Source organism: Kineosporia sp. NBRC 101677, assembly GCF_030269265.1.
Classification (GTDB): domain Bacteria; phylum Actinomycetota; class Actinomycetes; order Actinomycetales; family Kineosporiaceae; genus Kineosporia; species Kineosporia rhizophila.
The window spans coordinates 68,169-81,072 of the sequence record NZ_BSTA01000011.1; the positions used below are offsets into that span (position 1 = coordinate 68,169).

The 12,904-nt window shown below is 70.9% G+C and carries 9 protein-coding genes and 1 pseudogene; 4 read left to right on the forward strand and 6 right to left on the reverse strand.

The features are described from left to right. Positions 1 to 86: 86 nt before the first annotated feature. On the reverse strand, positions 87 to 1,400 hold the full coding sequence (dinB, locus tag QSK18_RS27605; RefSeq protein ID WP_232812960.1) for a DNA polymerase IV: 1,314 nt from the start codon (positions 1,398 to 1,400) through the stop codon (positions 87 to 89). Continuing rightward, entirely contained in the window at positions 1,397 to 5,479 is a 4,083-nt protein-coding gene (gene dnaE / locus QSK18_RS27610; protein WP_285624996.1) for a DNA polymerase III subunit alpha, read from the reverse strand. Before dnaE ends, dinB begins: the two co-directional genes overlap by 4 nt. 456 nt (positions 5,480 to 5,935) lie before the next feature. Between dnaE and QSK18_RS36070 the strand changes: the two genes are divergently transcribed. Then, positions 5,936 to 6,520 (forward strand): pentapeptide repeat-containing protein, encoded by a 585-nt coding sequence (locus tag QSK18_RS36070; RefSeq protein ID WP_352396668.1) that lies wholly within the window; start codon positions 5,936 to 5,938, stop codon positions 6,518 to 6,520. Between the two features lie 21 nt (positions 6,521 to 6,541). On the opposite strand, the pseudogene QSK18_RS36075 reads toward QSK18_RS36070, so the two are convergent. The 4 genes and pseudogenes from QSK18_RS36075 to QSK18_RS27625 all read right to left on the reverse strand — a co-directional run. After that, positions 6,542 to 6,745: pseudogene (locus QSK18_RS36075) on the reverse strand (PHP domain-containing protein); the annotation flags it as partial. A 7-nt stretch (positions 6,746 to 6,752) separates the two neighbouring features. Continuing rightward, positions 6,753 to 7,187: an SAV_6107 family HEPN domain-containing protein gene (locus tag QSK18_RS27615; protein WP_232812958.1), complete on the reverse strand. Its 435-nt coding sequence runs from the start codon at positions 7,185 to 7,187 to the stop codon at positions 6,753 to 6,755. A gap of 250 nt (positions 7,188 to 7,437) precedes the next feature. Further along, positions 7,438 to 8,052 (reverse strand): DUF6504 family protein, encoded by a 615-nt coding sequence (locus QSK18_RS27620; protein WP_285625001.1) that lies wholly within the window; start codon positions 8,050 to 8,052, stop codon positions 7,438 to 7,440. A 436-nt stretch (positions 8,053 to 8,488) separates the two neighbouring features. Then, positions 8,489 to 9,502, reverse strand: a complete 1,014-nt coding sequence (locus QSK18_RS27625) for an o-succinylbenzoate synthase (RefSeq protein WP_285625004.1) — start codon at positions 9,500 to 9,502, stop codon at positions 8,489 to 8,491. Positions 9,503 to 9,611: 109 nt separating this feature from the next. On the opposite strand from QSK18_RS27625, the gene QSK18_RS27630 reads away from it, so the two are divergent. Genes QSK18_RS27630 through QSK18_RS27640 form a run of 3 tightly spaced genes read left to right on the forward strand, consistent with a single transcriptional unit; the run spans position 9,612 to position 12,903 of the window. Beyond that, positions 9,612 to 10,376: a monooxygenase gene (locus QSK18_RS27630; RefSeq protein WP_232812955.1), complete on the forward strand. Its 765-nt coding sequence runs from the start codon at positions 9,612 to 9,614 to the stop codon at positions 10,374 to 10,376. 5 nt (positions 10,377 to 10,381) lie between these two features. Continuing rightward, positions 10,382 to 11,617, forward strand: coding sequence for a carotenoid biosynthesis protein (locus QSK18_RS27635; RefSeq protein WP_285625009.1), 1,236 nt, complete (start codon positions 10,382 to 10,384; stop codon positions 11,615 to 11,617). 17 nt (positions 11,618 to 11,634) lie between these two features. Beyond that, on the forward strand, positions 11,635 to 12,903 hold the full coding sequence (locus tag QSK18_RS27640) for a glycosyltransferase family 2 protein (protein WP_285625012.1): 1,269 nt from the start codon (positions 11,635 to 11,637) through the stop codon (positions 12,901 to 12,903). The last annotated feature ends 1 nt before the right edge of the window (position 12,904 follow it).

The window sequence follows — 12,904 nt, forward strand, 5'->3', positions numbered from 1 at the left end:
TCCACATGCGTTCCGGCGATGGTCACAGAATAGGTCGCACTCGCCTACCGCGAAAGCCGATCGGCTATCCCACCCGGATGGTCTCCTCATTCTCGGCCGTCCGGAGGTAGGGCTTGATAGCGGCCGGGAGCACGTGCGGGGGTGGACCGGGGGGCCTGACGTGGTCGCGCAGTGTCCTCCTCCGAGGCAGGTTGCGCCACCAGGCTGGCGGGCCGGACCGCCCCGGCACCGAAGCGGGCGCTGGCCCGGTCGACCGCCCGCTCGGCCTCCCGCCACCCGTGCGACCGCTCGTCCAGGGCCAGCTGGTGGTGCCCCCGGTGGGCCTCGGTGAGCCCTTCCAAACGCACTCCGACCAGCCGTAATCGAGCGCGCTCGAGACCCAGGCGCAGATACAGCTCCAACGCCGTGGAATAGATCACCCGGGCCAGGTCGGTGTGCTCGGGCAGTGTGCGCGAGCGGGTGATCGTGCTGAAGTCGGCGAATCTGACCTTGATCACGACCGTCCGGCCGGCCAGCCCGGCGGACCGGGACCGGGCCGCGACCCGCTCGCTGAGCCGCAGGAGCTCGCGGCCTACCACTTCGGGGTCGTCGACGTCTGTGCGGAAAGTCTCTTCGTTGCCGATGCTCTTTTCGGGTTGCTGGGGCACCACCGGGCGGGGATCAAGCCCCCAGGCGAGGTCGTGGAGCTGCCCGCCCACCGCCTCGCCGAGCGCGCGCCGCAGGGTCGCGGCCGGAGTATGAGCGATGTCGGCCACCGTCAGCAGCCCCAGCCGGCGTAGCGCCTCCTCGGTCTTCTCCCCCACTCCCCACAGTGCGCCGACCGGCAGGCTGTGGAGGAAGGTGACCGTCTCGTCGCGCGGGACCACCAGAACCCCGTCCGGCTTGGCCTGACCGGAAGCCAGCTTGGCCACGAACTTGGTCGAGGCGATCCCGACCGAGCAGGTGATCCGCTGCTCGTCGGCGATCCGGTCGCGGATCAGGCCGGCGATCCGGGTGGGCGGGCCCATCCGCCGGACCGCCCCGGAGACGTCGATGAAGGCCTCGTCCAGGCTCAGCGGCTCCACGAGCGGGGTGACGGCCCGGAAGACCTCCATGACGCCGCGCGAGACCTCCGCGTAGCGGTCGTGGTCGGGTTCGATCACCACGGCCTCGGGACAGAGCCGGCGGGCGCGCCCCATGGGCATGGCCGCATGCACGCCGCTGCGCCGGGCCTCGTAGGTGGCGGAGAGCACGACCGAGCGCCCGCCGCCGCCGACGATGACCGGGAGCCCACGCAGTTCGGGCCGGTCGATCAGCTCCACCGAGGCGTAGAAGGCATCCATGTCGGCGTGCAGGATCATGCAGCCGGAATCGTCGCCGGAGAGGCCGGAGCCGACCCGGCGGAAGGTGCGCCGAGTCATCGGCCGGAGCTCCCGGGGCTGGAGTGCCAGAGCTTGCGGGGAGGCTCACGACGCCGGCGGGCCTCCTCCCCGTGCCGCCCCTCCCCAGGCTGACTCTCCTCAGGCTGGCCCTCCTGGTCTCGGGTGTCCCCATAAGACCGCCAGGCATCCGCACTGCGGCTCTGGGTCCCGCCTCCCCCAAGGCGCCCCGCGTCGTCTTCAGTTCTTCCCTTGCGTTTCTCCTCGCGACGACGGCGCTCCTCCTGGACGGACTCCTGCTCGGCCGCCATCATCCGGCGGGTCTCCTTGGTGTCGCCCCCTGGAGGGCGCAGATCGGCATAGGGCGACTGCCGGAACCCGCTGGGATGCACGAGCACCCTGCGCCCTCTTTCCTCGCCTTGCCCCTGGTTCTCTGCGGCAGGCCGGGACTCGTCCGCGCCACGGAGGCGGCCGGGCGCGCCGGGGATCGGTATTCCTCCCTTGTCCCGGTCTCCACTAGGTAGGCCGCTGGGCGCTTCCCAGTCGATGGGCTCGGCCCCTGGCAGCGCACCGTCGTCGCGGCTGACTCCCAGGACACGGCCGGGAGTCGGCCCACCGGCGTCGGCCGGAACCATCCCGGCGTGAAAAGCGGTAGCCGGCAGTCCGGAAGGCAACGGGCGGCGGGCGTGGCGTTCGGTGGGCTCGTCGGCGTGCAGGATCTGCAGCACGCCCTCCAGCCCGGACTCCACCCAGACCTCCCAGAGCACAGGCAGTTCCCAGGCCCCCGTTGCCCGAAGTGACACCCCCCGTCTTCCGGTCTTACGGAGCACCCCCCGAACCACCAAGAGCCAGGAGTGGAACACCGTGCCCGCGTACGGGCCCTGGACGTCTTCGAAGAAGGTCGCGTCCACCGGGCCGGTCGAGTCGTCCAGGGTGAGGAAGACGACGCGGCGACCGGTCCGGATCGGCGGGGTCTGGGTGGCCACCTTCACACCCGCCACAAGGATCTCCGCCCGGCTCCGGCGCCCTCTGACGTCACGCGCCCGGGTGACTGCGAGCGCGTTCAGCATCGGCTCGTAGAACTCCAGCACATGACGGCTCGCGTCCAGGCCCAGTACCTCCAGCTCGGCCCGGGTGCGCTCGGCGCTGGTCATCTCCGGCAGACCGCTGGGGACGATCCGGTCCGGCGCGTCCCCGAGGTCGAGGGCAAGCTGCACGGACTGGTCCTCGGCCGAGAGCACGGGCGCGGCCGAACGGGACTGCCGGGCTGCTGCGCGGCGGACGCCGCTGCTGTCTCCGTTCTCCGGGTCCTGGGGATCCTGGCCGGCCGGCTCCGGCTCCCGGCCACGTCGCCTGCGGGGCCCACCGTTCTCCACCGAACGGCTCCAGCGTTCGAGGTCGGCGAGCTGGAGCAGGAGGTCACGGCGGGTGCTGCTGTTTCGAGGCTGCACCGGCAGTGCATCGCCCAGGCCGTAGAGGGAGTCGAAGGCGCCGGTGATGACGAGCCGTTCCACGATCGGGCGGGAAATCCTTGCGCGGTGCCAGAAGTCGGACAACGAGTGGTAGGGACGATTGGCCATCACCCGTTCCACCTCGGCGGCGCTGATCCCCTTCACCTCGGCCAGGGCGAGCCGGATGCCGTAGGAACTGCCGTCCGGAAGCGCGACGGCAGACCCTGCCGTGCCCCCCGCCCTGGTGACCTGTGACCCGTCCATCGTTTCCGGGGTTTCTTCGGCGTCCTCTTCCAGACGTTCCACCCGGTAGGTGCCGTCGGAGCGGTTCACGTCGAGCGGGAGCACTTTGATCCCGAAATTACGCGCGTCGTCGAGGATCAGGCGCTTCGGGTACATGCCGGGATCGTGGGTGAGCACGCCGGCCAGGAACGCCGCCGGATGGTGCGCCTTCAGCCAGGCCGACTGGTAGGTGGGCAGGGCGAAGGCCGCGGCGTGCGCCTTGCAGAACCCGAACGAGGCGAAGGCCTTGAGCACGGCCCAGATCCGCTCGACCGCGTCGTCGTCGAAAGTTCGCCCGCCGTCCGGGTCGCGGCGGGCGGCCGCGTAGTGGCGGAACCACCGCTCGTTGCTCTCCGCCTTGGCCGGGACGCCCATCGCCCGCCGGAACTCGTCGGCCTCGGCCAGGTCGCAGCCGGTGGCGATGCTGACGATCTCCAGCACCTGCTCGTGGAAGACGACCACACCGCAGGTGCCCTCGAGCACCGGGCGGAGCGCGGGGTGCAGGTACTCGGGCTCGGTCCAGCCCTGCCGGGCCCGCAGGAAGGGGGTGACCATGTCGGACTTCACCGGGCCGGGCCGGAACAGCGAGATGTCGACGATCAGGTCGTGGAAGGTCTCCGGGGCGAACTTGCCCACCAGCTCACGCTGGCCGGGCGACTCGATCTGGAAGCAGCCGAGCGTACGGGTGCTCTGGATCAGCGCGAACGTGGCCGGGTCGTCGTGCGGCACGGCGTCGAGCTCGATCCGGCCGTCGGCGTCGATGTAGTCCGCGGTCGCGTCATGCCGGCCGGCCGTGACCGCGTCGGCCCCGTCCACCCGGGCGATCTCGGAGACCGCGTAGGACATCGCCGACTGCATGCGGATGCCGAGGATGTCGAGCTTGAGCAGGCCGAGGAACTCGACGTCGTCCTTGTCGAACTGGCTCATCGGGAAGCCCATCCAGCTCGCCTCGACCGGGGTGCGGTCGAGCAGCCCGCGGTCGGAGACCAGCACCCCGCAGGGGTGCAGGGCGATGTGCCGGGGCAGACCGTCGAGCTGTTCGACGAGGTCGAAGAGCATTCCGAGCCGCGGGTGCCCGAGGCCGGAGGCACGGAGTTCGGGCAGTTCGGCGATGGCCGATCGGACGTCACGGGCCCGGATGTGCGGGAAGGACTTGGCGATGGTGTCGACCTCGCCCGGGGGCATGCCCAGGACCGCGCCGACGTCGCGGATGGCGTGACGGGCCCGGTAGGTGTCCATCATCGAGACGCAGCTGACCCGGTCGCCGCCGAAGACCTCGAGCAGCTTCTCGTAGACCTCGGTGCGGCGGTCGGACTCGACGTCCAGGTCGACGTCGGGCAGCTGGACGCGCAGCCGGGTGGCGAACCGTTCCATCAGGAGGTCGTGCCGGAGCGGGTCGACGCCGGAGATGCCGAGCAGGTAGTTGATCAGGCTGCCCGCACCGGAGCCCCGGGCCGCGACGCGTACGCCCATGTCCCGGATCAGGTCGCAGACCTTGGCGATGGTGAGGAAGTAGACGGGGATGCCGAGGAACTGGACCAGGTCGAGCTCCTCCTGCAGCCGCTCCTCGATCCGCTCGGCCTCCCGCCGGCTCGCCCGCGGGTAGCGGGTGCGGACCTGGGCGCGGCAGCGTCGTTCCAGCTCGGCACCGGGGTCCTTGCCGTCCAGGCCGAGCACCTCGGGCTCGGGCAGGTGGGCCGCGTTGAGCCCGAGCTCCTGGAAGGAGTTCGGCATGAGACAGCGTGAGGCCAGCGACTCGGTCAGCGCGAGCAGCTGCCCGGCCAGACCGAGATCTCCTGCGGCCTCGGCGATCTCGTGAGCACGCAGAGCCATCTCGGCCTCCCCGGTGAGGTAGCCCTCGCTGGTGGTGCGGTCGAGGTGACGGGAGTCGATGGCGACCAGCCGGCGGGCCGCGTCGAGCACGTCGACCGTGACCGCGCCGTCGGGGGTGGCGTGCCGGACGGCGTTGGTCAGGACAGTCGGGACACCGACCTGACGGGCCAGGTTGAGCATGCGCACCGCGTGACCGAGGCTGCCCGGAGTCCCTTGCGGGCCACGGTGGTACACGATCTCCACCGCGAGGCAGGCCGGCGGCAGCAGAGCCCGCCAGTGCTCCAGCACGGCCCGGGCAAGATCCGCACGTCCGGCGAGGACCGCGCGCCCGTACTCCGAGTCCGGCCCGAGCAGGACCGTGAGCGCGGGCACGCCCTCGGCCTGGGCGTGCTCGGCGATCAGGGCGGCCGTACTGACCGGCTGCCCCCGCTCGCCCCGCAGGTGGGTGGCCGTGACCAGACGGCAGAGGCGTCCCCAGCCCTGGCCCGGCTGCAGTCCGGTGCCAGGGCCGGAGGCCAGCGCCAGCACGGTGACCCGGGGAAGACGAGGGTCCACGCTGGCACCGCCCCGCACCGGCACCCGGCGAGCGGGTTCCGGTAGTCCTGCTGACGGTAGTAGTCCTGCTGACAGTGTCGGCCTTGCTGACGATGTTCGCCCTGCTGGCGCCAGCAACGTTGCTGGTGCCGTCAGGGTCGTTGGTGCTGTAAGTCCCGCTGGTGCTGTCAGGGTCGTCGGTGCCGTAAGTCCCGCTGATGCCCGCAGTCCGGCTGAGGCTGGCAACCCCGTTGACGCTGGCAGTTCCGCAGGCAGTTCCGCTGACGCCGGCAGTCCTGCTGACGCCGGCAGTCCGGCGAAAGCCGGGTCGAACCGGCTGCCGACGGAGGGCAGCTCACGGGTTAGGCCGGCCAGACGACCCGGGCCAGATCGGCCCGTCGCTTCACCTGCCGCCCATGCCGGTGCCAGGCCGTCTTCGGCCGAGTCGCTCGTTGCCGCGCCCTGCCCATCCGCTTCGTGCTCCGCCGCGCTTTGCCCCAGCACACCTCGGCTTTGGCTCAGCGCACCTTGCCCAGATGCTTCTCTCCCTGCCGCGCCCCGCCCGACCGCGCCCCGCCCCACGCCTTGCCCAGCCGCATTTTTCCACGCCGTTCTTCGTCCCACCGCGCCCAGCACAACCGCGTCTCGCCCTGCCTGGTCATTGCCTGCCAGGCTTTCCCCTGTCCGCTCCTCGCTTGCCCGGCCTTTCCCCGCCAGGCCTTCCCCTTCCGGGTCCCCGCCTGCCCGGCCTTCCCCCGCCAGGCTTCCCTCCGCCAGGCTTCCCTCCGCCAGGCTTCCCTCCGCCAGGCTTCCCTCCGCCAGGCTTCCCTCCGCCAGGTCTCCGCGGCCACCTTCTACCCCGCCGCGCTGACCGCCCTCTCCGAACTGGCCAACCCCCTCGACGGTTGCCTTAGGGTCTTCCAGAACACCAATCCGCCTGCCGATCGCCAAATTTCCGCGGTCGGCAACAGCACCTTGACCAAACCCCTCCGCCGATTTCTCCCAGCTGCCTACCCGCATTCCCCGGCCGTCCTTGGGCGGGTTCCGCTGACTTCCTGGTGACAGCACCGATTCGACGGCCAGGTCCACCCCGAGGGCAGGCGTGATGCCTGCCTCCTGGCACGCCCCGGCGAACTTGATCGCTCCGTACAGCCCGTCGCGATCGGTCAGGGCGAGTGAGGTCAGACCTTCGGCTACGGCCTGGTCGACCAGTTGACGCGGGCTGGAGGCGCCGTAGCGGAGGGAGTACCCCGAGGCGACGTGCAGATGGGTGAAGCGGTGCGGCATCTCGTGGTCATTCGCAGCTCGGCAGGGTCATCGGAAGAACCTGCTGGTAGGGCAGACCGAGCGTGGACTCGACCAGGTGGTGGAAAGCCTCGGCATCACGAAGCAGGTCGTCCGCGTCGGCAGCGCTGACGACGGCGGTACGGCCGGCGTCGATCGCGGCCCGGCGAGAAGCGGTGGCAGCGAAGTACGAGGCCCACTCACCCAGTTCGGGTGCCACGCGGGGCAGCACTTCCCAGACGCTGCGCGGCCCGCCGCGACCACCGGGACGGCTGCGGACCGCCAGCACGGCGGCTGCAGACCTCAGTGCCGCGAGGTGCGCCGTGACGTAGCGCTCCGACGCGGTGCGTGAGGCGCAGGCCTGCGTCAGACCGGAACGGGAACGGTCGAGCAGCATCCGGGCCGCGGTCGAGACGGGCGGCCGGGCCAGAGTGGTCGCCGACATGTCGGCCTCCTCTTGGTCAAGGCGTTCAGGACGTTCGGACGGACGAACGGGTACAACGGGACGATCGGGAACATCACCGGAGCGGATGGGGCGGGGAGACTGCGAAGGAGGCGGCACCGGATCCGGTGCGCTCTCATCCGTTTCTGCCTTCTCGGCCTTCCTGGCCCTGGACTGCGAGGGACCGGATTCCTTCGGCCCCGAACCGCTTCCCGGATCGGTCATGCTGATCAGACCCGGAACCGCGACGTACTCAATCGGCGACCTGGAGCAGACGCCACGAATCCGCCGCCGACGTCGAGGACGGTGTACGGGAGAGGTCGTACACACCGTTGCCGAATGCCCGGCCGGTGCTCGCCTCTACCCGCCACACCTCACACTCGGTGTCGCGCAGGAACTCCTGGGACCGCTCCGCCTTGCCGGTGTCGTCATGACCTCCGGCGCTCTGACGCACTTCACCAACCGGTTCTCCAGCCCCCTGACGTCCGTGCGAACGGCGTTGCCCACCGCCGTAATGCCTTTCGTGCGGCCGGTGCGGATGATCGGACGGCCCCTGCCGCCGTTCAGCCACAGTCCCCCGAGTGCCACCGGGCACCCCGCCGGGCAGTTCCCCCGAGGATCCGCCGGATTCCCCGGACCAGACCGCGAACGACGGCCCTTCCGGGGAGGTGGCCGGCCGATCAGCCGATCGCTCGTCACCGTGCAGGGCCCGCGCGGCGGCGGTGGACCACCAGTCGCGCCGCTCTCGCCAGTGCCCGAGCACTTCACGCACCACATAGAGACGACCGCGCCAGAGGAAGGCCATCGGCGCGTCCCCTGCCTCCTGGACGACCCGGACATCGACCAGTTCGCTCACCCGACGAGCCATTTCGCTCAACACCTGCGCTTCCCGCTACCGCTGCCGACTGGAGTCCGACGTGCCGACTGAAACTGACGCTGAACCGGCGTGCCACGCGAAGGCCACGCGGAACGACCGGGCCCGGGGGAAGACGGGCGATCACCGATCCGAGGTTCCCCGTTCCACGGATCGGTGAGACATGACACCGGGACGGTCGACGACGAGGTGGGGTCGAGTTCACCTCGTCATCGACCTACTCACCAGGGGCAGCCGGCGCGCTGTGATCCCTGGCAAGCCCGTTCGAACAGATGTTCGAACAGTTCGAATGTACACCGGCTTCCCGGGAGTCCGTCAACCGCAACCGGACCATCATTCTGGCGACGCTGAGCATTCGCCTGCTGACTCAGCGTAAGAATTGCAGGCAGCAGTGCGCCCCGCCCCGAACTGCCGGCCGCATTCGGCCAGATCAGGCGCTACGCCACGCCGACGGCGCACCGGCCGGGTCGGGCAGGCCTTCGACCGCCCGGGCCAGCCGGGCCCGCCACCAGTCCCTCCGGGCCCGGTCGGTCATCGCCACCGAGGCCAGGGCGGCCGGGTCCGGAACCGGCGGGCTCGCCGGAACCCGGATGAAACCTCTTTCCGGGCGCAGGGAATCGTCCGGTCGAACGACGTCCTCGACGAACAACGACACCGTGCCGAGCCCGCAGGCGAACGGCAGCTCCGGCAGCGCGGCCGCCAGAGCCACCTGTGCGGCCAGACCGATGCTGGTCTCCAGCGCGGAGGAGACCACGCACGGGAGCCCGGTGGATTCAGCCACCTCGAGCGCCCGCCGCACTCCGCCCAGAGGAGTGCACTTGATCACCGCCACGTCTGCGGCCTCGGCGAGCGGGACCCTCGTCGGGTCGGCCGCCTGCCGGATCGACTCGTCCGCCGCAATCCTGACATCGACCCGCCGGCGTACCTCGGCCAGTTCCTCCACCGTTCGACAGGGCTGCTCGGCGTACTCCAGCTCCCCCGCCGCCCTGATCAGGTGACGCAGCGCGCGCACGGCCTGGTCCGCGTCCCAGCGCGTGTTCGCGTCCACCCGGATCGCACCGTCCGGGCCGAGCGCCGACCGCACCGCCTCCACCCGCGCAACATCCTCGGCCAGCGAGTCCGGCCGGTCCGCCACCTTGACCTTCGCCGTGGCGCAGCCCGAGGCCAGCACCAGTTCGGCAGCGCGTTCAGGGGGGACGGCGGGCACGATGCAGTTGACCGGGATCGCCTCGCGGACAGGGTCCGGCCATCCGACGGTGCACGCCTCGACGGCCGTGGCCAGCCAGCGGGACGCCACCACGTCGTCGTACTCGGGGAAGGGGCAGAACTCCCCCCATCCCCGTGGGCCGGACAACAGGACCCCTTCTCGCACCGTGATGCCTCTGAACCGGTCGGTCATCCCGATCGCGTAGGGCACCACCTGCACGTCCGTCGCTGCCTGCACCTGGGCAGATTACGCCCGTCGCAAGACTGTCGGTCCCTCCGCGTAGGGTTGCGGCAGGTGATGGAGAGGGCAGGATGACGACTCCGGCGGAACAGGTGGTGAGGCGGCCATGACGTATGTAGTGCTCACTGTCTGGGGTGTTTCACTCGCCCGGGTGCCGTCGGCCCTGCTCCGGATGGGTCTCGACCGCCTTCCACTGCGCGGTGTCCCCGGGCTGCGTTTCGCCAAGCTCCTCGGTACCGGCGACGGGCGCACCTTCACCGTGCGCGACGCCGACCCGCGGCACTGGGGGCTCCTGACCGTCTGGGAAAGCCCCGTCCAGGCTGCCGCGTTCGAGAAGAGCCGGGTGCACCGGGGGTGGAACGACATCGCCACCGAGCGCCTGGAGATCACGATGAGCCCGCTCTCCAGCAGAGGGCGCTGGGCCCGCACCGAGCCTTTCGGGTCACCGCAGCAGAAGCCCGGAACGGACACTGCAGTGGCCTCGATCACCCGAGCCCGCCTACGGCCCAGCCGGGCACTTTCGTTCTGGCGGGCGGTACCGCCGGTCTCCACAGATCTGGCCACGGTCTCCGGACTGCGCCTGGCGTTCGGCATCGGGGAGGCACCGATCGGCCTGCAGGGCACCTTCTCCCTGTGGGACTCGTCGTCCGCCTTGAACGATTTCGCCTACCGCCGCCCGGTCCACGTCGATGTGGTCCGCCGTACCGAACCTGAGCGTTGGTACTCGGAAGAGCTTTTCGCCCGGTTCGCCGTTCACTCGGTGAGCGGAACCCTGGGTGGCTTCCAAGGCGACACGATCGTCTCCACCTCTCCGGTCCCGGGCAGCCCTTCGCCCGGACCTACCACGACTCACGATCCGAGCGGGCGGTGAAAGCAGTGAGCAAGCAACCGACGGCACCCGAGACCCCCACGGCCGGGCCCGCCGGGGTTCGGGTCCCGGGGGCCGACCGGGCCGACCGGGCCGAGCGGGCCGAGCGGGGCCGGCGAGCAGGGTGGCCGGGCCGGGCCAGGGGAACGGGGACTTCCGATCTCCCCGGGCGTATCGTCGCCGCGCTGCTGGTGGCCGGCATCCTCACCCAGATCAGCTACCCGCTCACCTCCGGCACCGTTCTTCGCGTGGTCACGGTGGTCAGCGTGGTGCTGCTGACCTCGGCCGGGGTGCTGCACGCCGCGCTCCGGTGGAGCGCGGCGCACGCCGCGGTCCTGTTCCTGGTCGCCGGTGGCATCGGCCTGCTGGCCGAGGCCGTGGGAGTCAGGACCGGTTATCCGTTCGGCGAGTACGTGTACACCGGCCAGCTGGGCCTGAAACTTGCCGAAGTGCCGCTGCTGGTACCGATCGCCTGGACGATGATCGCCTATCCGGCGCTCCTGCTCGGCCGTCGACTGGCTGCCCGTCCGGACGGGAGTACCAGCCGGATCCGTACCGTCCTGCTCGGCGGAATCACGCTTGCTTCCTGGGACCTGTACCTCGACCCGCAGATGATCGCCCAGGACGCCTGGCGTTTCGCTCACCCCACTCCGCATCTGCCTGGGGTGCCCGGCATCCCACTGACCAACTTCGCGGGCTGGGTGCTGGTCGCGCTGGTGATGATCGCCGCCCTGGACCGGGCGCTGCCCGACCGGCCGCGCCACCACCCCACCTGGGAATGGCCCGCAGCCGCCGTACTCACCTGGACCTGGCTGGGTTCGGCAGTGGGCAATCTGCTCTTCTTCGGCCGTCCCTGGGTGGCGCTCTACGGCGGGCTCGTGATGGGCCTGACCATGCTGCCCTATCTGCGCCGACTGGCCGCTGCCAGCCCGCCGGGGCAAGAGCGGCAACAGCTCTCTGAGAAATCGGCGCCCGACACGGCTCCGGGCTCGCCGGGCGCCACCTCCGCAAGAACCAGCGCCTTTTCCACCGGCACCAGTTCCACCGGCACCAGTTCCACCGGCACCAGTTCCACCGGCACCAGTTCCACCGGCACCAGTTCCACCGGCATCAGTTCCACCGGCATCAGTTCCACCGGCACCTCCACCAGTGACAGCTCCACCCGCACCAGTTCCACCAGCGACAGCCCCACCAGCACAGACAATCTCACCGCAGGATCAGCGCGGAACGGCGGGCACGAGTGACTCTGACCGACCTTCAGGTGCGGAACCGGACCTCCGCCCGGGTGTCCAACACGCCAGGGCCCGAGCGGAACGAGACCCGCTCCGGCCGTCGTGGCCCCCAGAAAAGCCGTCGTGCCCCCGAGAAGATCTGGCGAGGGCTCGTGCGCGCCGGGAGCCTGGCCGCGGTGGGTCTCACCGTCCACACTGCGTTCAATCTGCGCGCCCTGCGACGTCCCACCTGCGATCCCACCGAAGTCCGCGAGCGGGTCTCGGTGGTGCTGCCCGTCCGTGACGAGGCCGACCGGGTCGCGCCCTGCCTGGCCTCCCTTCTCGACCAGATCCGGATCCCCGACCTGGAGATCGTCGTCGTCGACGACGGCTCCACCGACGGCACCGCCGACATCGTGCGGCGGACCGCGGCCGGTGACCCACGCGTTCGCCTGATCGAGGCCGGTGAGCTGTCACCGGGATGGCTGGGCAAGTCCCACGCCTGCGCCGCCGGGGCCCAGGCGGCCTCCGGATCGGTGCTCGTCTTCGTGGATGCCGACGTCCGGTTCGCCCCGCACGCCCTTGCCGCGGCCGTGGATCTGCTCCGGGAGTCCGGCCTGCAACTCGTCTCCCCCTACCCCCGGCAGCTGACCGACACCCCCGCCGAGCGTCTGGTTCAGCCGCTCCTGCAGTGGTCCTGGCTCACCACCCTGCCCTTGGGCCTGGCCGAGCGCTCGCCCCGCGGCAGCCTGGCCGCGGCCAACGGCCAGTTCCTCGTGCTCGACGCCAACGCCTATCGCGACAGCGGCGGGCACGCTGCGGATTCCGTACGCAGCGCCGTGCTGGACGACATTGCCCTGCTTCGCGCGGTCAAGGCGGCCGGCGGCCACGGCGGGGTGGTCGACGGCACCGGGCTCGCGGTCTGCCGGATGTACGGCAGCTGGCCGGAACTGCGCGACGGCTACACCAAATCACTGTGGTCGGCGTTCGGGTCCAGGGCCGGGGCCGGGGCGGTGGTCGCCGGGCTCGGCGTGGTCTATCTGGTCCCGCCGGTGGCCGCGCTCACCGGATCCCTCACCGGCTTCGGTGGGTACCTGGCCGGCGTGGTCGGCCGTTATCTCGTCGCCGAACGCACCGGCGGACGGTCCTTGCCCGACGCCTTCGCCCACCCGGCATCGATCGCGGTGTTCGGCTCGCTGGTCGCCCGGTCGCTCAGGGCACAGGGCCGGGGCGAACTGTCCTGGCGCGGCCGGTCCATCGCCCCGGCCCGGCGCCGAGCGCACGAGGTGGAACCGGCCGACCCGGCCGAGGAGTACTGAC